This window comes from Alcanivorax sp. REN37, from assembly GCF_041102775.1.
Classification (GTDB): Bacteria; Pseudomonadota; Gammaproteobacteria; order Pseudomonadales; family Alcanivoracaceae; genus Isoalcanivorax; species Isoalcanivorax beigongshangi.
In genome coordinates, this window is the sequence record NZ_JBGCUO010000001.1 from 438,296 (window position 1) to 458,384 (window position 20,089).

19 protein-coding genes are annotated in these 20,089 nt (G+C 64.0%); 8 read left to right on the forward strand and 11 right to left on the reverse strand.

Features of this window, described 5'->3' with window-relative positions:
• The 4 genes from rbfA to pnp all read left to right on the forward strand — a co-directional run bounded on the left by rbfA (window position 1) and on the right by pnp (window position 4,011).
• Window positions 1–429, forward strand: coding sequence for a 30S ribosome-binding factor RbfA (rbfA, locus tag AB5I84_RS01910; protein ID WP_369454136.1), 429 nt, complete (start codon window positions 1–3; stop codon window positions 427–429).
• Between the two features lie 75 nt (window positions 430–504).
• Complete coding sequence (gene truB / locus AB5I84_RS01915) at window positions 505–1,428, forward strand: tRNA pseudouridine(55) synthase TruB (protein ID WP_369454137.1); 924 nt, start codon at window positions 505–507, stop codon at window positions 1,426–1,428.
• Between the two features lie 87 nt (window positions 1,429–1,515).
• The gene (rpsO, locus tag AB5I84_RS01920; protein ID WP_369454138.1) at window positions 1,516–1,785 is read left to right on the forward strand and encodes a 30S ribosomal protein S15; all 270 of its coding nucleotides are present in this window, start codon (window positions 1,516–1,518) and stop codon (window positions 1,783–1,785) included.
• Between the two features lie 132 nt (window positions 1,786–1,917).
• Window positions 1,918–4,011 carry a polyribonucleotide nucleotidyltransferase gene (gene pnp / locus AB5I84_RS01925; protein WP_369454139.1) on the forward strand — a complete coding sequence of 698 codons (2,094 nt, stop codon included), beginning with the start codon at window positions 1,918–1,920 and terminating at the stop codon, window positions 4,009–4,011.
• Between the two features lie 70 nt (window positions 4,012–4,081).
• Here the strand turns inward: pnp and AB5I84_RS01930 are convergent, their stop codons facing one another.
• Complete coding sequence (locus tag AB5I84_RS01930) at window positions 4,082–4,399, reverse strand: hypothetical protein (protein ID WP_369454140.1); 318 nt, start codon at window positions 4,397–4,399, stop codon at window positions 4,082–4,084.
• 449 nt (window positions 4,400–4,848) lie between these two features.
• Between AB5I84_RS01930 and AB5I84_RS01935 the strand changes: the two genes are divergently transcribed.
• Window positions 4,849–5,535 (forward strand): cytochrome b/b6 domain-containing protein, encoded by a 687-nt coding sequence (locus tag AB5I84_RS01935; RefSeq protein WP_369454141.1) that lies wholly within the window; start codon window positions 4,849–4,851, stop codon window positions 5,533–5,535.
• 1 nt (window position 5,536) lies between these two features.
• On the opposite strand, the gene AB5I84_RS01940 is transcribed toward AB5I84_RS01935, so the two are convergent.
• The gene (locus AB5I84_RS01940) at window positions 5,537–6,007 is read right to left on the reverse strand and encodes a c-type cytochrome (protein WP_369454142.1); all 471 of its coding nucleotides are present in this window, start codon (window positions 6,005–6,007) and stop codon (window positions 5,537–5,539) included.
• Window positions 6,008–6,186: 179 nt separating this feature from the next.
• Here AB5I84_RS01940 and AB5I84_RS01945 point away from each other — a divergent pair, with 179 nt between their 5' ends.
• On the forward strand, window positions 6,187–7,092 hold the full coding sequence (locus AB5I84_RS01945) for an acyl-CoA dehydrogenase family protein (RefSeq protein WP_369454143.1): 906 nt from the start codon (window positions 6,187–6,189) through the stop codon (window positions 7,090–7,092).
• Here AB5I84_RS01945 and AB5I84_RS01950 read toward each other — a convergent pair.
• From AB5I84_RS01950 to AB5I84_RS01965, 4 genes are all read right to left on the reverse strand, one after another.
• Window positions 7,080–8,258, reverse strand: coding sequence for an MFS transporter (locus AB5I84_RS01950; RefSeq protein ID WP_369454144.1), 1,179 nt, complete (start codon window positions 8,256–8,258; stop codon window positions 7,080–7,082). The two genes, AB5I84_RS01945 and AB5I84_RS01950, sit on opposite strands and share 13 nt — an antisense overlap.
• A 92-nt stretch (window positions 8,259–8,350) precedes the next feature.
• Complete coding sequence (locus tag AB5I84_RS01955; protein ID WP_369454145.1) at window positions 8,351–9,604, reverse strand: mechanosensitive ion channel family protein; 1,254 nt, start codon at window positions 9,602–9,604, stop codon at window positions 8,351–8,353.
• 96 nt (window positions 9,605–9,700) lie between these two features.
• On the reverse strand, window positions 9,701–10,459 hold the full coding sequence (locus AB5I84_RS01960; protein WP_369454146.1) for a helix-turn-helix transcriptional regulator: 759 nt from the start codon (window positions 10,457–10,459) through the stop codon (window positions 9,701–9,703).
• 132 nt (window positions 10,460–10,591) lie between these two features.
• A complete protein-coding gene (locus AB5I84_RS01965) occupies window positions 10,592–12,499 on the reverse strand; it encodes an ATP-binding cassette domain-containing protein (RefSeq protein WP_369454147.1) in 1,908 nt (635 codons plus the stop codon).
• A 72-nt stretch (window positions 12,500–12,571) separates the two neighbouring features.
• On the opposite strand from AB5I84_RS01965, the gene AB5I84_RS01970 reads away from it, so the two are divergent.
• Together AB5I84_RS01970 and bamJ are read left to right on the forward strand one after the other, a co-directional pair.
• On the forward strand, window positions 12,572–13,009 hold the full coding sequence (locus tag AB5I84_RS01970; protein ID WP_369454148.1) for a DUF2390 domain-containing protein: 438 nt from the start codon (window positions 12,572–12,574) through the stop codon (window positions 13,007–13,009).
• A 235-nt stretch (window positions 13,010–13,244) separates the two neighbouring features.
• Window positions 13,245–13,931: a BamJ family beta-barrel-assembly machinery protein gene (gene bamJ, locus AB5I84_RS01975; protein WP_369454149.1), complete on the forward strand. Its 687-nt coding sequence runs from the start codon at window positions 13,245–13,247 to the stop codon at window positions 13,929–13,931.
• 55 nt (window positions 13,932–13,986) lie between these two features.
• Here the strand turns inward: bamJ and AB5I84_RS01980 are convergent, their stop codons facing one another.
• From AB5I84_RS01980 to AB5I84_RS02000, 5 genes are all read right to left on the reverse strand, one after another.
• The gene (locus AB5I84_RS01980; protein WP_369454150.1) at window positions 13,987–14,469 is read right to left on the reverse strand and encodes an Rsd/AlgQ family anti-sigma factor; all 483 of its coding nucleotides are present in this window, start codon (window positions 14,467–14,469) and stop codon (window positions 13,987–13,989) included.
• 187 nt (window positions 14,470–14,656) lie between these two features.
• A complete protein-coding gene (locus tag AB5I84_RS01985; protein ID WP_369454151.1) occupies window positions 14,657–15,172 on the reverse strand; it encodes a disulfide bond formation protein B in 516 nt (171 codons plus the stop codon).
• A 122-nt stretch (window positions 15,173–15,294) separates the two neighbouring features.
• Window positions 15,295–16,860, reverse strand: coding sequence for a glutamate--cysteine ligase (gene gshA, locus AB5I84_RS01990; protein ID WP_369454152.1), 1,566 nt, complete (start codon window positions 16,858–16,860; stop codon window positions 15,295–15,297).
• Window positions 16,861–16,935: 75 nt separating this feature from the next.
• The gene (locus AB5I84_RS01995) at window positions 16,936–19,338 is read right to left on the reverse strand and encodes a Tex family protein (RefSeq protein WP_369454153.1); all 2,403 of its coding nucleotides are present in this window, start codon (window positions 19,336–19,338) and stop codon (window positions 16,936–16,938) included.
• Between the two features lie 142 nt (window positions 19,339–19,480).
• Window positions 19,481–19,843, reverse strand: coding sequence for a response regulator (locus tag AB5I84_RS02000; RefSeq protein ID WP_369454154.1), 363 nt, complete (start codon window positions 19,841–19,843; stop codon window positions 19,481–19,483).
• Window positions 19,844–20,089: the final 246 nt, after the last annotated feature.

Below are 20,089 nucleotides of genomic sequence, written 5' to 3' on the forward strand. Positions count from 1 at the left end.
ATGAGCCGGCATCGTCGCCCGCAGGGCTTTCAGCGTACCGACCGCATCGGTGACCACATCCAGCGCGAACTGGCGTCTTTGATCCGTACCGGGGTCAAGGACCCACGCCTGGCGATGGTCACCATCCAGGAAGTGCGCGTCAGTCGCGACCTGACCTGGGCGGATGTGTACTTCACCGTGCTCGGCCAAGACGCCGAGGCCGGGCAGCAAGCCGAGCAAGTGCTCGGCGGCGCTGCCGGTTTCTTGCGTTCCGAACTGGCGCGTGATCTGAACACTCGCACCACGCCGCGCCTGCGCTTCCACTACGACCGGCTGCCGGAAGAGGCCAGCCGGTTGTCATCCCTGATCGCGCAAGCGCGCAGCAGTGATGCTGAGCTACGTGATGGCGACCAGGATGACGACGCACAGGACGACGACCAACAGCCGTAACGCGGCGCCCGGCGCGGCCGCGTTCATTCCCGACGTGGCGCTAGCGCCGCATTGGCAGAGTTCAGGAGTTACAAGGTGGCCAAGCGCCGACAGAATGGACGCCCAATCAACGGCATCCTGCTGCTCAATAAATCCCCCGGCATGACCAGCAACGGCGCTTTGCAGATTGCTAAGCGCATGTTCGCTGCCGCCAAGGCCGGCCACACCGGCAGTCTTGATCCGCTGGCCACCGGCCTGCTGCCGCTGTGCTTCGGTGAAGCCACCAAGTTCAGCCAGTACCTGCTGGATGCCGACAAGGCTTACCAGGTCACCGCCAAGCTCGGCGTCACCACCACCACCGGCGATGCCGATGGTGAGGTGTTGCAGGAGCGGCCGGTGACCGCCGATGCTGCCGCCATCGAAGCTGCCTTGATGACCTTCCTTGGTCCGATCGAGCAGGTGCCGTCGATGTATTCCGCCATCAAGCACCAGGGGCAGCCGCTGTACAAACTGGCGCGCCAAGGCATTGAAGTGGAACGCAAAGCGCGCCAAGTCACCATCCATGCGCTCACCGTGATGGCGTGCGAAGGGGATCAGCTGACCTTCGAAGTCCATTGCAGCAAGGGCACTTACGTGCGCTCGCTGGTGGAAGACCTCGGTGAGTTGCTCGGCTGCGGCGGCCATGTGACCTGGCTGCACCGCATCAAGGCCGGCCCGTACCTGGCCGCCGACATGCTGACGCTGGACGAACTCGGCGCGCTGAAAGAAGAAGGTGGTTTCGAGGCGCTGGACCAGAAACTGCTGCCGTTGTCCTCCTCGGTCGACGACTGGCCGCGGGTGGTGCTGGGCCAAGATGCCGCCTATTACCTGCAAAATGGCCAGCCAGTGATGGCCACCGCCCGCCCCGATCACGGCTGGGTGACGCTTTACCACGCCGACACCGATGCATTTTTGGGTGTCGGAGAGGTGCTGGATGACGGTATGATAGCCCCCCGTCGTCTGGTGGCGACCGGACAATAACGCCGGTCGCATGCTGGGGCATCCCGCGGCAGCTATAAATATGCATGGCTGCGCGCGTTACATTCACTGCATATTGGAGATTGCATCATGGCGCTGAGCGCAGAACAGAAAGCACAGATCCTGAAGGACTTTGGCCAGAAAGATGGCGACACCGGTTCCCCGGAAGTCCAAGTAGCCCTGCTGACCGCCAACATCAATGGCCTGCAGGACCACTTCAAGTCCCACAAGAAGGATCACCATGGCCGTCGCGGTCTGATCCGCATGGTAAACCAGCGCCGTAAGCTGCTGGACTACCTGGCGAAGAAAGACCACGGTCGCTACACCCAGCTGATCGAGCGTCTGGGCCTGCGCCGCTAAGCGTGCCGCGTCGCCCATATCAGGCTGTCTGCAACAGAAGCTCGGTACCACCGGGCTTCTGTTGTTTTGGCGTATCTGGACAGCCCGGCGACCGCACCCACTGTTGTCGGAAGAAGAGAAGAGACGAGAGATATGTTCAATATTGTACGTAAGGAATTCCAATTCGGTCGCGACACGGTAGTGCTGGAAACCGGCCACGTTGCGCGTCAGGCCACCGGCGCAGTGCGCGTCACCATCGGCGAGACCGTGGTGTTGGTCACCGTAGTCGGCAAGAAGGAAGCAGACCCGAACAAAAGCTTCTTCCCGCTGACCGTGAACTATCAGGAAAAAACCTACGCCGCAGGGCGTATCCCGGGTGGCTTCTTCAAGCGTGAAGGCCGTCCGTCCGAGAAAGAAACCCTCACCTCCCGCCTGATCGACCGTCCCATCCGCCCGCTGTTCCCGGAAGGCTTCCTCAACGAAGTACAGGTTGTGGCCACCGTGATGTCCGCGGACCGCGACGTTGATCCGGATATTGCTGCCATGATCGGCACCTCCGCCGCGCTGGCCGTATCCGGCATTCCGTTCGCCGGCCCGATCGGTGCTGCGCGCGTGGGCTTCATCGACGGCCTGTACGTGCTCAACCCGACCTACAGCGAACTGAAGAATTCCGCGCTGGACCTGGTGGTTGCCGGGACCGAAGCGGCAGTGCTGATGGTGGAATCCGAAGCCAAAGAGCTGTCCGAAGACCAGATGCTGGGCGCGGTACTGTTCGGCCACATGGAAATGCAGGCGGTGGTGAAAGCAGTCCAAGCCTTCGCCAACGAAGTCGGCGTGCAGCAGTGGGACTGGAAACCGGCACCGGTGGACCAGACCGCACTGGACTTGGTCGCAGGCCGCGTCAAAACCGAGCTGGCCGAGGCTTACCGCATCACCGACAAGCAAGCGCGTTACACCCGCGTGGGCGAGCTGAAGCAGCAAACCATTGAAGCGCTGGCCACCGACGCTGAAGGTGCACCGACTGCGGCGGCCATCAGCAGCGCGTTTGCCAGCCTGGAAAAAGCCACCGTGCGTGAGGCCGTGGTATCCGGCGCGCCGCGTATCGACGGCCGTGACCACAAGACTGTGCGCCCGATCCACATCGACGTGGACATGCTGCCGAAAGCGCACGGTTCGGCCCTGTTCACCCGCGGTGAAACCCAGGCGATCGTGGTCGCTACCCTGGGCGGCATGCGCGACGCACAGCTGATCGACGCGCTGGAAGGCTCGCGCACCGACCGCTTCATGCTGCACTACAACTTCCCTCCGTACTCGGTGGGCGAAACCGGCATGATGGGCTCGCCGAAGCGCCGTGAAATCGGCCACGGCCGTCTCGCCCGTCGCGGCGTACAGGCGGTACTGCCGAACGAGCAGGACTTCCCCTACGCGATCCGTATCGTGTCAGAAATCACCGAATCCAACGGTTCGTCCTCCATGGCGTCCGTGTGCGGTGCGTCGCTGGCACTGATGGACGCCGGGGTGCCGATTTCCGCGCCGGTGGCCGGTATTGCCATGGGTCTGGTGAAGGAAGAGGACGGCCGCTACGCGGTGCTGTCCGATATCCTCGGTGACGAAGACCACCTCGGCGACATGGACTTCAAAGTGGCCGGTACCGCCAAGGGCGTGACCGCGCTGCAGATGGACATCAAGATCCAGGGCATCACTGAAGAGATCATGGAAACCGCGCTCAACCAAGCGCGCGAAGGCCGTCTGCACATCCTCGGCGAAATGGAAAAAGTAATTTCCCAGCCGCGTGCAGAGCTGTCCGCCAACGCCCCAACCCTGATCACCATGAAGATCAATCCGGAGAAAATCCGCGACGTGATCGGTAAAGGTGGTGCCACCATCCGTGGTCTGTGCGATGAGTTCTCCGCCAACATCGACATCGAAGACGATGGCAGCGTGAAGGTGTACGCCGAGACTCGCGAACTGGCGCAAGCTGCTGCCGCGAAGATCGAAGGCATCACCGCTGAGCCGGAAGTAGGCGAGATCTACCAAGGCAAAGTGACCCGCACCGTGGACTTCGGCGCGTTCGTGGAAATCTTCCCGGGCACCGAAGGCCTGCTGCACATTTCCCAGATCGCGCAAGAGCGGGTGGAGAAAGTCACCGATTACGTCAAAGAAGGCGACGTGATCAAGGTGAAAGTGCTGGACGTGGATCAGCGTGGCCGCATCAAGCTGTCCATGAAGGAAGCGGTCGAAGCCTAAGGCTGCGGCAATTCCTGAGTGACACCACTGCGCCACCCCTCGGGGTGGCGCAGTGCGTTGTGGCGTCTGCTCAGTGGCGTGCGGGGCTGCCGAGCAATGCCAGCGCACCGGCGGCCAGTGCCACCACCATGGCCACCAGCGCTGCGCCTTCACCAATGGTGAGTGCACACAAGGCCGTGAAGCAGATCATCAGCACCGGTTCACGATCACGGGAGTCGATGCTCAGCGCACCGCTGACCATCACCAAAAAACAGAACAGCAGACTCAACCAGCGATAGGCCAGGTGTGGTTCCGATAGCTGGTCGGTATCGCCCAGTAGCCCCATTGCGGTGGCCACGATTCCGCAAAAGCCGGCTAATACGGCCAGCACTGCTCCCCAATTGCGCATCATTCCTTCCCTAGTGCCGGTATCCCATGGCGGGGCGCAACGTGCGTCGCCCGACCTGGCGCTCGCCTTGCCATCCTTGTCTGCGGCGGTCTGCGAGCGCGGTCCCAGTGTACGGGCAGCGGCCGCTGACAGGGTCGCCACTGCGACCGCCGATGACGCAGCGACATCATTGTTCATAAATCCTGGTCATTGCGCTCAGCGGTACCGAGCGTTGTGGTCAGCGCGGCGCTGCCCTAAAGCCGCTGGCGACCGGTGGAACCCCGGTCGCCACGTACCGGTCCAACCGCGGGTGGCCGTTAACGGCGGTGGGCGGCTTGGCGTGTGTCAAAGCTGAAATCGTGGGAACCGGTTACACTTGAGCGCTTTTTTCCGGCCCTGCCGGATCGTCAGAACCGGCGCCGCCGGTGGTGGGGATCCTGTCGGGGGCTTTGCCTGAGGTTGGAGAACACATGAAGTACATCAACGTCTGGGACCTGCCCACGCGTCTGTTCCACTGGCTGTTGGTGGCCGCGGTCACCGGTGCGTTTGTCAGCGTCAAATTGGGTGGCAACGCCATGATCTGGCATGAGCGGTTCGGCATGGCAGTGATCGCGCTGATCGCTTTCCGGCTGGCGTGGGGCCTGTGGGGCGGCACCTATGCGCGTTTCCTGACGTTCTTCCCGACCCCGGCGCGACTGCGCAACTACCTGTCCGGGCGCTGGCGCGGGCTCGGCCACAGCCCGATCGGGGCGTTGTCGGTATTCGCCATGCTCGGTCTGTTCGGGTTACAGGCGGTGCTGGGGTTGTTTGCCTACGATGACATCGCCTTCGGCGGCCCGCTGGTGAAGCTGGTGAGCAACGACACCACGCAGCTACTGACCGCTTGGCATCATCGTCTGGAATGGGTGTTGATCGCGATCGTCGTGCTGCACCTGCTGGCGCTGGTGGTGTATCGCCTGCGGGGACGCAAGCTGGTGGGGCCGATGATTCATGGTCGGACCGAGATCCCGGCGGAGCCGGTGGCCCCGGCCCGCCGCGCGCGCTGGTGGCAATTGCTGGCGGCGGTGGGGGTGGCAGCATTGGCGGTGTGGGTGGCCAGCGGTGACTGGATTGCTCCGCCACCGCCGCCGCCGGCCGTCAGTGCGCCGGCCTGGTAACTCAGCGTTTGCGGTATTTGTCGTGGCAGGCCTTGCAGGTCTGCCCGAGTTCGCCGAATGCGGTGCGGATTTGAGCCTGGTCGCCGGTGGCGGCCACTTCTGCCAGACGGGTGGCGGCGGTGGACAGGTTGTTGCCCAGCACTGCTACGTCGGGGAAGTTCTGGAACAGTTCCGGCTTCACGTTAGTGACTTGAGAGCCCACGTTCTTGTCGGTGCCCGGGCCGAACAGCGCGCCCATGCCGGAGTTGGCCACGCCGGCAATGGCGTTGGCCGCGGCTTGCACCTGGGCAGCATCGAAGGCCACGCTGCCGTCGATGGCTTGCTCTTTGATCTTGCCGAGGTTCCAGGCCATGAAGCTGTAACCGGCTTTGCGGTAGCGGATCTGATCCTCAGCAGACGGGCCTTGCGCGAACGCGGCAGTGGAACCACCGATGACCAGTGCGCACAGTGCGCCGGCGAGAAAACCTTTCATGACAACTCCTTCGTACTTGGATGGATAAGACCCTGCCAACCCTGTCAGCCAGGTTAACACCGGCGGGCCTTGCTCCAGTCGGGGGCCCGAGTGTAGGTATTGGCGTATTTTTTGTGAAGGATTAGGACCTGTCCCGAGCGCAAAAATTCCACGCTTTGGACGCCTGCGGAGACCACGACATGCCCGATAAATTGGCCGCCCTGCTGGCGGTAACGCCGCTGCAACCGGCACCCAGGTTAGCGCAGTGGCTAGCGCACTGGCGCCACACCCAAGCCGTGGCCGGTGCGGACAGCTTCGCGGCGGCAGTGCTCGGCGGTTTGGCGGCGGACCGAGTAGCGTGGGCGTTCTTCGCGGGTTACCAGGCCGCCGTCCAGGCGCTGGTGCCGGGCTTGCCGGCTGGCATCGCACGGGCGTTTGCCGCCACTGAGGGCGGTAAAACCCGCGCGGAGGAGTTGGCCACGGAGGCCATTCCCAGTGCTGACGGTTGGCGGCTTAGCGGTGCCAAGAGCTGGGTGTTGCTCGGCGCCGATTGTGACGAGCTGCTGGTGTTGGCGCGCGCCGCCGGGCAGGCGGTGTTGCTGCAGGTGCCCGCCAACACCGCCGGGCTGGAATTCGGTGATACCAAGCCGTTGGCGTTTATTCCCGAGCTGCCGCACAGCGCGGTGCGGCTGCATCAGCTGGCGCTGCCAACGACGGCGAAGCTGGTGGTGCCCGGTTCGCGCCCGGCGGCGCTGCGCTTTCGCACACTGGAGGACATTCTCGTGACCACGGCCAGCTTGGCCTATCTGTGGCGGCAGGCGTGCACCCACCAGTGGCCGGACGATATCGGCGCCCAGCTGTTCGCACTGCTACTGGGGCTGCGCGGTTTGCTGGCGGCCGAGGACGATGTGGCCACCCGCTTTACGCTCGATGGCCTGCTGTGCCAAGGCCGCGCCTTGCAGCAACAGGTGGCAGCACTGTGGCCGCCAGAACACAGCGAGGAAGCCGCGCGTTGGCACCGTGATCGGCCGTTGGCACTGCTCGGTGAGCGAGTGCACGCCAGCCGCCGGGCGCGCGGCTGGCAGACCCTGGGTCAGCAGCGCTGACGGCGCTCCAGCCAGCGGTCGAGGAAGAACAGCAAGAGCCCCACCAGTCCCAGCGCTGCGCCGACCAGACCAGAGGATGACCACACCGCGCCAGCGCGGATCGCTTCCCCGGCCAGCCACGCACCCAACGCATTGGCGAGGTTGAACGCGGCATGGTGCAAGGACGCCGCCATGGTCTGGGCCGGGCCGGCCACGTCCATCAGCCGGGTCTGCACCGCTGGGCCAAGTGCAATCGAAGCGCCGATCAGCGCCACATGGGGCAACGCCAGCCATAGCAGGTTAGCGGTCCAGTAGAACAGCGCCTGCACCACCACCACGCCGATCAGGATCAGCGGGATCGCCCGCATCAGGTTCCAGTCTGCCAGCCGGGCACCGCCGAGCATGCCGAGCAAGGTGCCGAAACCGAAAATGGCCAGCACCCAAGGGCCGGCGCTTTCTGGCATGCCGGCTTGCAGCTCCAGCGTCGGTACCACATAGCTGAATACTGCGAACAGACCGCCGCAGCCGAACGCCACCAGTGCCAGCGTCATCAGCACCCGCTGGTTGACCAGCGCGCGCAGCTCTTGGGCCGGTGAGGCGTCCGGGTCCGGCGGGCTATTGGGCACGGTGAACGCCACCAACAACGCCGTGAGCAACGCACACACCCCGACGCCGATGAACGCCACCGGCCAGCCGAATTCGAAACCGGCCCAGGTGCCCAGTGGCGCGCCGATCAGGATCGCCACGGTCAGCCCGGTCATCACCCGCGCCACCGCCCGCGCGCGCTGGCCCGGCAGCACCGCATTGGCGGCCACCAGTGCGGCGATGCCGAAGTAGGCGCCATGGGGCAGGCCAGCAATGAAGCGCAGCAGCACGAACAAATCAAAGCGGGTGGCCAGCGCGCTGGCGATATTACCCACCGCAAACAGCAGCATCAGCCCGATCAGCAGTGTCTTGCGCGGCAGTCGGGCGCCGAGCAGCGCTAACAGCGGCGCGCCGACTACCACGCCCAGTGCATAGCTGCTGATGGCGTAGCCGACATCCTCGGTGGCCACGCCAAGGTCCTGCGCCACCACATTGATCAGGCCCATGATCACAAATTCGGTGGTGCCAATGGCAAAGCCGCCCAGCGCCAGCGCCGCTTCAGCACGGTAGCGGGCCGCATGGGACTGCAGCGCAGCAGACATGAGGTGGGTCCAGAGATGGGAGGGGGCCGCAGTATGCCTGCCGGCGGTTTAAAGCGACACCGCGCCGGATGGCGCGGTGTAAAAAGGATCGCTTACTGTTGCAGCCGCAGTGACTGACCCAGACGCAAGACGTCGGCCCCGGTGGGCTGTTGGAACACGCGCAGGTCGAACTGCGGCAATATCGCCAGCAGGTGGTCGAAGATATCCGATTGGATGTCCTCGTAGGGGCCCCAAGAGGTGGTGGCGGTGAAGCAGTAAATCTCCAGCGGGATGCCCTCAGCAGTGGGCTGCAGCTGGCGCACCAACAGCGTCATGTCCTGGCGGATTTGCGGATGTTTCTCTAGGTATTGCTGCACATAGGCGCGGAAGGTGCCGATGTTGGTCACCCGACGGTTGTTGATCGGGTGGCGACCGCTCTCATGCAGTGATTCATTCCAGCGGCTGAGCTCAGCTTCTTTCTCTGCCAGGTAGTCGTCCAGCACTGCAAAATGGCGCACCGACGCCACTTCGTTCTCATCCATGAAGCGCACGCTGGTCTGGTCCAGATACAGCGACCGTTTGATACGGCGGCCGCCGGACTCAGTCATACCACGCCAGTTTTTGAACGAATCGCTGACCAGTTTGCGGGTCGGGAAGGTGGTCAGGGTCTTGTCCCAGTTCTGTACCGTGACCGTATGCAGCGCGATATCGACCACGTCGCCGTCGGCATTCACTTGCGGCATTTCCAACCAGTCACCCACGCGCACCGCGCCGCTGGAGCTAATCTGCACACTGGCCACCAGCGACAGGATGGTGTCCTGGAAGATCAACATCAGCACTGCCGCCATGGCGCCGAGACCGGACAGCAGGATCAGTGGGCTCTTGTCGATCAGCGTCGAGATCACCAGCAAGGCGGCAATGATGTAGACCACCAATTTACCGAGCTGGATGTAACCCTTAATCGGTTTGCGCTCCGGTGATGCGGTGCGCATATAGCGCAGGTTGACGTAATCGAGCAGGTGGCCGACCGCCAGCGCAATGGTCAACACCAAGATCGCCGAGCACACGTTGCGCGTGACCTGCACCACCACTTCTGACAGCCCCGGCACTAGATGGATGCCGGCCATCACCACGATTACTGGCGCCACGTGGGCAATACGCGAGATCGCGCGCATCTGCGGCAGGTCGCGTTGGCTGGGAGCGGTGACGCCCTGCAGCGCCAATTGTTTGCGCAGCACAAAGCGCAAAATGGCGCGGGTGACAAAGTTGACGACCCAAGCGAGCACCGCTAGCACGGCAATCGACAGTAGCGTCGCAAGCCAGGGATGGTCGGCAAAATAGGGATGGGCAACGGCTTGTTCGATCATGAAGGGCTCCTTGCAGCAGGGGCAGCGAACAGCAGGCTGCCGGTGATCGTTTCTGTTGCGAAAGGGGAAACAGGGTAAAGAACCCGGCACAGGGGATCAAACCCGGTCGGGTCTCACCTCGGTCTCGCTGCCCAATCGGGCCGGCTGGTCCTGCCCGCGCAAACAGTCCAACGGCAGTGCGCCGGTGAGCAGGGCTTGGGTGACGGCATGTTGGCGGTTGCGGGCGCCGATCTTCCGGCAGGCGCGAGCAATGTGGTAGGTGGTGGTGCGTTCACTGATGCCCAGCAGCCTGCCGATTTCGGCGTTGGTGTGGCCCTCGGCGGCCCACGCCAGGCATTGCTGTTCACGGGCGTTGAACACCGGCGCCGGCCGTTCCGGCTGCTGCTGTTGTAGGCGTTGGGCGCACTCGGCCAAGGTGTGACCGAGATACAGCGCGAACGCCCCCAGTTCCCAGGCCGGCGGTAGCGGTTGCTGCTGGTTGGCGGCCAGCGTCAGCCGTGACAGGCTGCCCAGCCCGGATGGTAAGTTCAGCACTACGCCGTGCAGCGGCAACGCCAACCAAGGTTGCAGTACCCCGCGCACTGGCGCCGGCACGGGGGGCTCCGGCCAGCTCCACAGTCCCGGTTCACTGCCGCCCGCCAGCGGCGCCATGGCACCGAGCGACAGCGGCGGCGGCAGCACGCCCAGCTGCCACTGCTGGCCCTCGGTGAGCGAGCGCACGTGCTCCTGCACGAAATGGAAATATTCGAAACCGCACTGCCCAAGCAGTTGGCTGACGCCTCGCCGCAGGCGATCGCGGGTGGAGAGTCGGGCGAGCAGGCCGGTGTGCTCCAGCGCTGCGGACAAGGACAGCATGATGGCTCCTGTGGGCGGTAGGGACCGTCCAGCATGGCAGCCGTATATTGCGGTTTGATGAGTATTTTGGTGTCAGCAGTGTGAAAGCCGTCCCAATTTGACCCATCGGGACGGCGGCGGCGCGGCAGTTGCTCAGCTGTCCTGTTCGGCCTGTTCCAGTGCCTCCATGGCGTCCAGCAGCTGCTCTTCCAGCGCCTCCAGCGTGCTGCGCTGCTGGCCCTGCTCCGCCACCAGCCGGGTCAGCTCGGCTTTGTGCTCCGGCTGGTACAGCGCTTCGTTGCCCAGTGCCTGCTCCAGTTCTGCCAGCGCGTCGGTGCAGCGCGCCATTTTCTTTTCCAGTTGCTCCACCGCTTGCCGCAGCGGCCGCAGCGCGGTGCGCTTCTGGGCCGCTTCTTGACGCTTGGCGCGGGCATCTTGGCGCGGCGCCTCGGCCGGTTGTTCGGCGGCGGCGCGGCCGCGTTGCTGTTCGCGCAGCCAGCGGGCGTAGTCGTCGAGGTCGCCGTCGAACGGGCGCACGCCGCCGTCGGCTACCAGCAGCAGGTCATCCACCGTGGTTTCCAGCAGATGGCGATCGTGGGAGACCAGCACCACCGCGCCCTCGTAGGATTGCAGCGCCATGGTCAGCGCTTCCCGCATGTCCAGATCAAGGTGGTTGGCGGGTTCGTCCAGCAGCAGCAGTGCCGGACGTTGCTGGATCAGCAGCGCCAGCGCCAGCCGCGACTTTTCGCCGCCGGAGAAACGGTGCACCGGGTCGAACACCATGTCGCCGTGGAACGCGAAACGCCCCAGCTCGCTGCGCACGCGGCTTTCTTCCCACTGCGGTTGGGCGGCCTGCATCAGTGCCATCGGCGTGCCGTCCTGCGGCAGGGCATCCACTTGCTGCTGATGGAAGTAGCCAATCACTAGGTCCGGTCCCGCTTGCAGGCGCCCACCGAGCGCTGGCAGCTGACCGGCGAGGGTGCGAATCAAGGTCGACTTGCCGGCGCCGTTGCGGCCGAGTAGGCCGATGCGGCTTTCCGGGCGCAGGTGGAAGGTGACTCGGTCGAGGATCACCAGGTCACCGTCATCGGTGTGGTAGCCACACTGCACGTTCTCCAAGTCCAGCATCGGGTCTGGCAGGTGCGCCGGCGCCGGGAAATCAAACCGGAACGGGCTGGCGCTGTGAGCCGGTGCGATCAGTTCCAGCTTCTCCAGCGCTTTGACTCGGCTCTGGGCTTGGCGCGCTTTGGATGCTTTAGCTTTAAAGCGGTCGATGAATTTCTGCAGGTGCGCACGTTGTGCTTCCTGCTTGCGGAATTCGCTGTCTTGATGCGCCAGCCGCGCGGCGCGCAGTTGCTCGAAGGCACTGTAGTTGCCGCTGTAGAGCGTCAGCTGCTGATGCTCGATGTGCGCGATATGAGTCACCACCGCGTCGAGGAAATCGCGGTCGTGGGAGATCAACATCAGCGTGCCGGGGAACTGGGCGAGGTAATCCTGCAGCCACAGCACTGCGTCCAGATCGAGGTGGTTGGTGGGCTCATCAAGCAGCAGCAGGTCGGCGTCGGACAGCAGCACGCGTGCCAGGTTAAGACGCATGCGCCAGCCGCCGGAGAAACTGGCTACCGGGTTGTGCTGCACGCTGTCGGCAAAGCCGAGCCCAGCCAGCAGAGTGGCGGCGCGGGCCGGCAGCACCCAGGCGCCGAGGGCATCCAGCCGTGCGTGGGCGCTAGCAATAGCATGGCCGTCATCGGCATCTTGGGCGGCCGCCAGTGCGTGTTCGGCATCGCGCAGGCCCAGATGACCATCGAGCACATACTCCAGCGCCGGTTGCGCCAGTGCCGGGACTTCCTGCGCCATGATGCCAAGGCGCCAGTCCGCCGGCCGCTGGTAATGGCCGAGATCGGCTTCCAGCGTGCCGCATAGCAACGCCAGCAACGAGCTTTTGCCGCAGCCATTGCGGCCGGTGAGGCCGACCCGCCAGCCGGGGTGCACGGTGAGGTTGACGTCCTGCAACAGCAGGTCGGCGCCACGGCGCAAATCAAGGTGTTCTAGACGCAGCATGACAGCTCGGGATGACAGCAGGGGAAGGGCAGTGTAGTGATGCACCGCACGGGCAGCAATTGGAGCACCGCAATGGCATCACTCTGGGATTGGGCAGGACAATGTTGGCGCCATCCGGCACTGGAGCAGGCGGCGTTGGCGCTGCAGGAACAGCAGCACGTGTCGGTGCCGCTATGGTTGGCGGCGGCCTGGGTAGCGGCGCCGTTGCCGGCGGCCACGGTGGACGCAGCGCAGCAGGCGGTGGCGGCGGCACAGCCGCGTATCGACACCGTGCGCAGCTGGCGCCGTCACGCCCGCGCCGCCGGCTGGCTGGCCGAGCGTGAGGCGCTGATGGTGTTGGAGTTGGCGGCGGAACAAGCGCTGTTGGCGCAGCTCGAGCAGCTATTGGCGCCGTATCGGCAGGTGCCGGGTGATGCGGCGGCCGGCTGGCGCAGTCTATTCGCGGCGGACTTGCAGCAGAGCCCACAGTGGCGGGCAGCGGCGGCGGCATTGCGGGACGCGTCACACTGACGTCGATCCGGTTGCACCAATTGCAGCGGCTGCGGTCACACCCCCGGCACTGTGATGCGCAGCGTACCCGGTGGGAGAGTGACAGTGCCCAGTCATGCTCGTATGCTGCAGCGCAGCGGCGGCACGATCGGGGCGGGCGTCGGACCTTGGGTTCGGCACCGGGATTAACCTGCGGCTGGATGCTCCGCGGAGCGAAGACACCCAAGAACGATGCAATATGCAACATGGAGGCACGATGAAAAAGTTAGCACTGGTGATGGCGGTTTCGGTCCTGGCGGCATGTGGCAGCGATCAGTCCGTGAAGGTCGAAAACACCAACCAGAAAGCATCCTACGCCATCGGCTACCGCACCGGTCAGCAGATGCAGGGCATGGATGACCTGGAGCTGGATCAGTTCCTGGCTGGCCTGCGTGCGGGTGCCGAAGGCAAGAGCGACGGTCTGGCGCTGAGCGAAGAGGACATGAACCAAGCCATCGCCGATTACCAGCAGGAAAAGATTTCTGAAATGGCCAAGGGCGCGCAGGACGAAGGCGACAGCTTCCGTGCCGAAAACGCCAAGAAAGACGGTGTCACCACCCTCGATAGCGGCCTGCAGTACGAAGTGCTGACCGCAGGCGAGGGCGGCGCTAAGCCGACGCTGGACGACACCATCGTGGCCCACTACCACGGCACTCTGATCGACGGCACCGTGTTCGACAGCTCGGTGGAGCGTGGCGCACCGGCCACCTTCCCGCTGGCGGGTGTGATCAAGGGTTGGCAGGACGCGCTGCAGCTGATGAGCGTGGGCGACAAATGGCGCATCGTGTTGCCGCCGGAGCTGGCCTACGGCGAGCGCGGCACCGGTGCCATCCCGCCGGGCGCCACCTTGGTGTTCGAGGTGGAGTTGGTGGACATCAAGCCGCAGGCCGAAAGCCAAGACTGATCGCGGTCAGTTGCACCACCCCTACAACAGGCGCCTTACGGCGCCTGTTGTGTTTTCAGTGCCGGGTGGCAGCGTGATCGCGCAGGTGGCAACGGCGGATCAACTGATCCTCGAGGCCGAAGCGCTGTTCTAGGCATTGCACCAGTGCCGCTAGTTGCAGCACCAGCCTGCTGTCGGACCCGCCTTGGGCCAATTGCTGATCGAGCTGATCGTTGAACGCCAGTGCGGCGTCGGTGGACGCATCAATCAGGTCCATAGTGTCCAGCACCCAGCGCGCGTCCTCTGGATACAGCGGCAGCGACTGGTGAATGATGCGGCGGTAGATTTCGAAATGGCCGGCGCTGATGTAGTCCATCAGTGCTTCGCAGAAGCCCACCAAGTGAGCCTGCTGAGCGGGTGCCATCAGCGCGTCCTGGTTGTGTAGGTCGGGCAGCGTGCAAAGTAGGGCGGTGAGCTGCTGGCGTTCGAACAGCCAACTTTGAACCAAGGTATCAGTGCGATGCAGAGCGGTGGCGCGGGGTGCAGTGGCAGCGTACATGGTCTGTCCTCCTTGGCAGGGGGGCCGGGGACTTCCCACCCTAAGCAAGGGGGCACCAGCGCTGCAATCGCGCCGCCTGTAACAAACTATTTCGCCCTGACGCGTCAGTCACTTGGCGTCTAGACCGATTCGGTCTAGACGCGGGCGACATCCATTACCTTCGAAATAGCGGCGCCAAGCCGTTGATTCAGCGTGCCGGCTGCGGTCGCAGCAGTTGCACTAGCGCCAGTGCCGCCAGTGCGGCAAAGGTGGCCAGCGCCAATTGCGGCAACGTGATCCCCCACAGCGTCCAATCAATTTCAGCGCATTCGCCGGAACCGTTCAGCACCATGTCGAGCATTTCCATGAACGGAAATACGTCGAACATGTAGCCGAGGCCAGGGCCGCAGGCCGGCACTTGCTCTGGCGGCAGCCCCTGCAGCCAGATATGGCGCACTGCGAGGCCGATGCCGGAGGCGCTGCCGGCCAGTGCCAGCAATGCCCACAGGCGCCGCCACAGCCCGGCGGGGTTGAACACTAGGCCGATGAGGAAGAACAGTCCCGCGGCGATGACGGCGATGCGCTGGAAGATGCACAGCGGGCAGGGGTCGAGACCTTGGTAATGCTGCAGGTAGAGCGCAGCGGCCATCGCGACGATGCAGACCAGCAGGCCATACGCGTTGATCAGGCGTGATGAGGTGAGCGAGACAAGCGCAGGGGGCATGGCATTGATTCCGATGGCGTTGGGCAATCCGGCGCAGCGCAGATCGGCCGGGGTGATGGGATCACAGACCGGTAGCCGGGGGATCGGTTCCGTGGCGCCGACCGGCGGCGCCACGGGCCGTTTCAGTCGCGGAAGTACGCGGCGAGGAAGTCCTCGAAGCTCTGGCTGTCGTTGCGCTCCTGCTCCAGCTGCTGTTGCAGGCTCTGCTGTGCCAAGGCCACCAGCTGTGCATCGCGCTCGGCATCGCGCGGCATGGCGCGGAAGTGGTCGCGGTGGGCTTCAGCCTGGTTCATAGCGAACTCGAAGAAGCTTTGGCGCCGGCTAACCAGCTTATCCATCAGAATTGCAGACGGCGTCAGTTCCGGCTGCAGCACTTTTTCGCGCTGGGCGTCTAGTGCGCGGCGGTAGCCTTGGGTGTCGTAGGCGGCGTCGAACAGCTCGGCGATCGGCTCCATGTGCTCCAGTACTGACAGCGCCCAATCGTGCAGGCTGACATCGCGCCCGAGGTTGCGCAGCAGGATGCCGGTGTCGCGGCCTTCGTAAACCACCTGGCGGATGTTGTCTTTGCAGCCGCTGAGGTTGTTGCTGCACATCACTGGGGCGCTGTGCATCAGGCAGAAGGTGGCGAACAGATCAAGGAAGCGCATTTGTTCCTTGTTGATACCCACCGGTTCGAACGGGTTCAGGTCGAGGGCACGGATTTCGACGTATTCGACGCCGCGCTGGGCCAACGCTTGGGTCGGACGTTCGCCGCTGGCCACGGTGCGCTTAGGCCGGATCGACGAGTAGTACTCGTTTTCAATCTGCAGAATATTGGCGTTCAGCTGACGGTACTCGCCGTCCACCTTGACGCCGATGCGTTGGTATTCCGGCGCCGGCGTGCGGATCGCTTGGGTCAGCGTTTCCACATAGTCATCAAGGCTGTTGTAGCTGATGTGCAAAGCCGACTGGGCATTGTTTTGATAACCCAGGTCGCTCATGCGCAGCGAGGTGGCAGCCGGCCGAGCCAAGGTGCCTTTCAGCAGTGGCTGCAGACTGTGTTCGCGGCTGCTCAGGAACGAGGCGCACACCGCCGGCGAGGCGCCGAACAGGTAAATCAGCAGCCAGGAATAGCGCTGGAAGTTGCGCGTCAGGTCCATGTAGCGGGCGGAGATGAAGTCACCCAACGGCCGTCGGTCGCCTTCGGCGTCCTGATGCAGCTGCCACAGCTCCTGCGGGAACGACATGTTGTAGTGGATGCCGGCGATGGTCTGCATACGGCGGCCGTAGCGGTGGCCGAGCCCACGGCGGTAGATGTGCTTCATCATGCCGCTGTTGGAGCTGCCGTAATCGGCCAGCGGGATGCTGTCATCCTCGCCCAGCACGCAGGGCATCGAATTCACCCACAGCAGTTCGTCATCAATGTTCTGGTAGACAAAGCGGTGCAGCTGTTCGAGGAATTCAATCGGTGCCGCCGGATCGCTGCTGGGCGGTGTGATGAACTCCAGCAGCGCTTCGGAATAATCGGTGGTCAGGTGGGGGTGGGTCAGTGCCGAGCCCAGTGCCTGCGGGTGCGGGGTGAGGGCAATGTGCCCGTCCGGCGAGATGCGCAGACTTTCTTTCTCGATGCCGCGCTGAATCCCGGTCAGGGTTGCGGCGCCGGCCTGGTTCTGCAGCGCATTGAGGCGCTGGAAAAGCACATCCGTCATCACTGGATTCCTTCAGTCCTGGCAGCCCCGCCGGGGCCAGTTGCCGTCAGCGGGGCCGGTCGCAACGGCGATCGGTCAGCCTTTCTTACCCTGTTTTTCCTGCTGCGCCTTGGCGAACAAGGACGCGAAGGTACCGTTGGCCGGTGCCTCGGTGCGACCACGGCCGCCGCCGTTGTTGCCGCCGCGGGCGCCGGTGCCCTTGCCGGCATTGCCGCTGTTGCGGCCGCCGCGCGCCGGTGCATTTTGGCTGCGCCCGCCGTCGCCGCGCGGGGCGTCGTCGTGGCGGTCATCCAAGCGCATGGTCAGGCTGATGCGGCGGCGTGGCAGATCCACCTCCAGCACTTTGACCTTGACGATATCACCGGGGCTGACCACCTCGTGAGCGTCCTTCACAAACTTTTCCGACAACGCTGACACGTGTACCAGACCGTCTTGGTGGACGCCGACATCCACGAAGGCACCGAAATTGGTGACGTTGGTGACGGTGCCTTCGAGGATCATGCCCGGCTTCAGGTCGGTGATCTCTTCCACGCCTTCCATGAACTCCGCTGCCTTGAACTCCGGGCGCGGGTCACGGCCGGGCTTTTCCAGTTCGGCGAGGATATCGGTGACGGTGGCGAGACCGAAACGGTCGTCGGTAAACGGCTCCGGCTTCAGCTTTTTGAGGAAACCGATATCGCCGATCAGGTCTTTCACTGCCCGCTCATGGGCGCCGGCGATGCGCTCCACCACCGCGTAGGCTTCCGGGTGCACGCTAGACGCATCCAGCGGGTTATCGCCGCGGATGCGCAGGAAACCGGCCGCTTGCTCGAAGGTTTTGTCGCCGAGGCGCGGCACCTGCTTGAGCGCTTCGCGGTTGGCAAAGGCACCATTTTTTTCGCGATAGGCGACGATGTTGCCGGCGATGGTGGTGTTGAGACCGGAAATACGCGCCAGCAGCGGTGCCGACGCCATGTTGACGTCGACGCCGACGGCGTTCACGCAGTCTTCCACCACCGCATCCAGGCTGCGCGCCAGCTTCACTTGGCTGACGTCGTGTTGGTACTGGCCGACGCCAATGGATTTCGGATCAATCTTCACCAGCTCGGCTAGCGGGTCCTGCAAGCGGCGGGCGATAGATACCGCACCACGGTAGGACACGTCCAGATCCGGGAATTCGCGGGCGGCAAGTTCAGACGCGGAGTACACCGAGGCACCGGCTTCGCTCACCACGATCTTGGTAATGCGGGTGTGCTCGGCCACTTTCTTGACCACTTCTGCGGCCAGCTTGTCGGTCTCGCGGCTGGCGGTGCCGTTGCCGATAGCGATCAGGTCAACCTTGTGCTTAATGCACAGCGCCGCCAGTGCGGCAGCGGAGGCATCCCACTGGTTGCGCGGCTGGTGTGGGAACACGGTGGTGTATTCCAGCAGCTTGCCGGTGTCGTCCACTACCACCACTTTGACGCCGGTACGCAGGCCCGGATCGAGGCCCATGGTAGTACGGGCGCCGGCCGGCGGTGCCAGCAGCAGCGCGCCAAGGTTGCGGGCGAACACCTGGATCGCTTCTTCCTCGGCCAGTTCCCGCACGCGGCCGATCATCTCGGTTTCCAGGTGGGTGGCGAGCTTGATTTTCCAGGTCCAGCGCACCGTTTCCTGCAGCCAGTTGTCGGCCGCGCGCTGTTGGTGTTTCCAGTCGATGCTGTGGGCGACCATGGCTTCGCACGGGTGCGGTTGCTGGCTTTCCAGCGCTTCCGGCAGACCCATGCTGACATGCAGAACGCCTTCGTTGCGGCCGCGCAGCAGCGCCAGCGCCCGGTGGCTGGGGATGCCGCTGATTTTTTCGCGGTGGTCAAAGTAGTCGCTGAACTTGATGCCGTCTTTGTCTTTGCCTTCCACCAGCGTGGCCACGATGTCGGCCTGCTCCCACAGCCAGGTGCGCATGCGCGTCAGCAGGTCGGCGTTCTCGGCAAAGCGCTCCATCAGGATTTGCTTGGCGCCATCGAGCGCGTCCTTGGCCGATTCCACCTTGTGTTCCGGGTTCAGGTAACCGGCGGCGGTGGCTTCCGGATCCAGCGTCGGATCGGTCAGCAGTGCATCAGCCAGCGGTTCCAGACCGGCCTCACGGGCAGTTTGGGCGCGGGTGCGGCGCTTTGGCTTGTACGGCAGGTACAAATCTTCCAGCCGGGTTTTGGTGTCAGCGGCGCGCAGCGCGGCATCCAGCTCCGGCGTCAGCTTGTCCTGTTCGGCGATGCTTTTGAGGATCGCATCGCGACGCTCATTCAGCTCGCGCAGGTAGCGCAGGCGCTCTTCCAAGTTACGCAGTTGGGTGTCATCCAGGTTGCCGGTGACTTCTTTGCGGTAACGGGCAATGAACGGCACGGTCGCGCCTTCGTCCAGCAGCGCCACCGCGGCGGAAACCTGGGCGGTGGCAACGTTGAGTTCCTGGGCGATCAGCTGTTCTACGGAGCGCGGAGCGGAGGGAGTCAGAGTGGTCGACATGGGCAGTAGGACGCGGTCAGACAAAAGAAGCCCAGTGGGCACGTGGCCGCATGATAGGGGAGGCAGAAGCAGGGCAACAGATTGACAGCCCGGAATGCCTGTGGTGAGACGCGCGCCGGCGCGGCAGGAACAAGGGTGGGGGTCAGCCCACCAACTCCTTGATCTTGGCGACCAGCTCCGCTTCCTGCGGCGGTTTGACGATATAGCCGGCGGCGCCCTGGCGCTCGCCCCATACCTTGTCGGTGTCTTGGTCTTTGGTGGTTACCAGCACCACCGGAATATGCTGGGTGGCCGGATCGCGGGTGATCTTGCGGGTGGCCTGGAAGCCGTTCAGCTCCGGCATTACCACGTCCATGAAAATCAGGTCCGGGCTTTCGCTCTGGGCCATGGCCACGCCTTCGGCGCCGTTGGTGGCGGTCAGGGTTTGGTGCCCGTGGGCCTGGCAAATACGCACCATGTTGGCCAGTTGGGTAGGAGAATCGTCAACAACCAGAATCTTCGCCATGGCGTTCGTCCCTCAAGGCAGGGTGGGCAGCCCCCCCAGGCTATGCCCGCCCCTCGTTATCATTGTGGCGTTGATTCTAACAACAGCGTCCGCTGCTGAAACCTGATGATTTGCGGCAATAAGTGCAGATATGCGGCACCTTCGGCCGCGATCGGTGTGCTTAAAAGCGTGACTGGTCGGTTGCAAAAGCGCCGGGCCGGCGACAAGATGCTGCGGCGCCCGGCCGCCCCAGTGCGGGGTTCCGGG

Bases quoted from the DNA above. Each gene is read 5' to 3' on its own strand.
- gshA (WP_369454152.1), bottom strand. From the start codon at position 16,860: ATGACGGATGTGCTTTTCCAGCGCCTCAATGCGCTGCAGAACCAGGCC.
- AB5I84_RS01960 (WP_369454146.1), bottom strand. From the start codon at position 10,459: ATGCTGTCCTTGTCCGCAGCGCTGGAGCACACCGGCCTGCTCGCCCGA.
- AB5I84_RS01955 (WP_369454145.1), bottom strand. From the start codon at position 9,604: ATGATCGAACAAGCCGTTGCCCATCCCTATTTTGCCGACCATCCCTGG.
- AB5I84_RS01935 (WP_369454141.1), top strand. From the start codon at position 4,849: ATGAAGTACATCAACGTCTGGGACCTGCCCACGCGTCTGTTCCACTGG.
- AB5I84_RS01965 (WP_369454147.1), bottom strand. From the start codon at position 12,499: ATGCTGCGTCTAGAACACCTTGATTTGCGCCGTGGCGCCGACCTGCTG.
- AB5I84_RS01940 (WP_369454142.1), bottom strand. From the start codon at position 6,007: ATGAAAGGTTTTCTCGCCGGCGCACTGTGCGCACTGGTCATCGGTGGT.
- rpsO (WP_369454138.1), top strand. From the start codon at position 1,516: ATGGCGCTGAGCGCAGAACAGAAAGCACAGATCCTGAAGGACTTTGGC.
- pnp (WP_369454139.1), top strand. From the start codon at position 1,918: ATGTTCAATATTGTACGTAAGGAATTCCAATTCGGTCGCGACACGGTA.
- AB5I84_RS01970 (WP_369454148.1), top strand. From the start codon at position 12,572: ATGGCATCACTCTGGGATTGGGCAGGACAATGTTGGCGCCATCCGGCA.
- AB5I84_RS01930 (WP_369454140.1), bottom strand. From the start codon at position 4,399: ATGCGCAATTGGGGAGCAGTGCTGGCCGTATTAGCCGGCTTTTGCGGA.
- rbfA (WP_369454136.1), top strand. From the start codon at position 1: ATGAGCCGGCATCGTCGCCCGCAGGGCTTTCAGCGTACCGACCGCATC.
- AB5I84_RS01985 (WP_369454151.1), bottom strand. From the start codon at position 15,172: ATGCCCCCTGCGCTTGTCTCGCTCACCTCATCACGCCTGATCAACGCG.
- bamJ (WP_369454149.1), top strand. From the start codon at position 13,245: ATGAAAAAGTTAGCACTGGTGATGGCGGTTTCGGTCCTGGCGGCATGT.
- AB5I84_RS01950 (WP_369454144.1), bottom strand. From the start codon at position 8,258: ATGTCTGCTGCGCTGCAGTCCCATGCGGCCCGCTACCGTGCTGAAGCG.
- AB5I84_RS02000 (WP_369454154.1), bottom strand. From the start codon at position 19,843: ATGGCGAAGATTCTGGTTGTTGACGATTCTCCTACCCAACTGGCCAAC.
- AB5I84_RS01995 (WP_369454153.1), bottom strand. From the start codon at position 19,338: ATGTCGACCACTCTGACTCCCTCCGCTCCGCGCTCCGTAGAACAGCTG.
- AB5I84_RS01980 (WP_369454150.1), bottom strand. From the start codon at position 14,469: ATGTACGCTGCCACTGCACCCCGCGCCACCGCTCTGCATCGCACTGAT.
- AB5I84_RS01945 (WP_369454143.1), top strand. From the start codon at position 6,187: ATGCCCGATAAATTGGCCGCCCTGCTGGCGGTAACGCCGCTGCAACCG.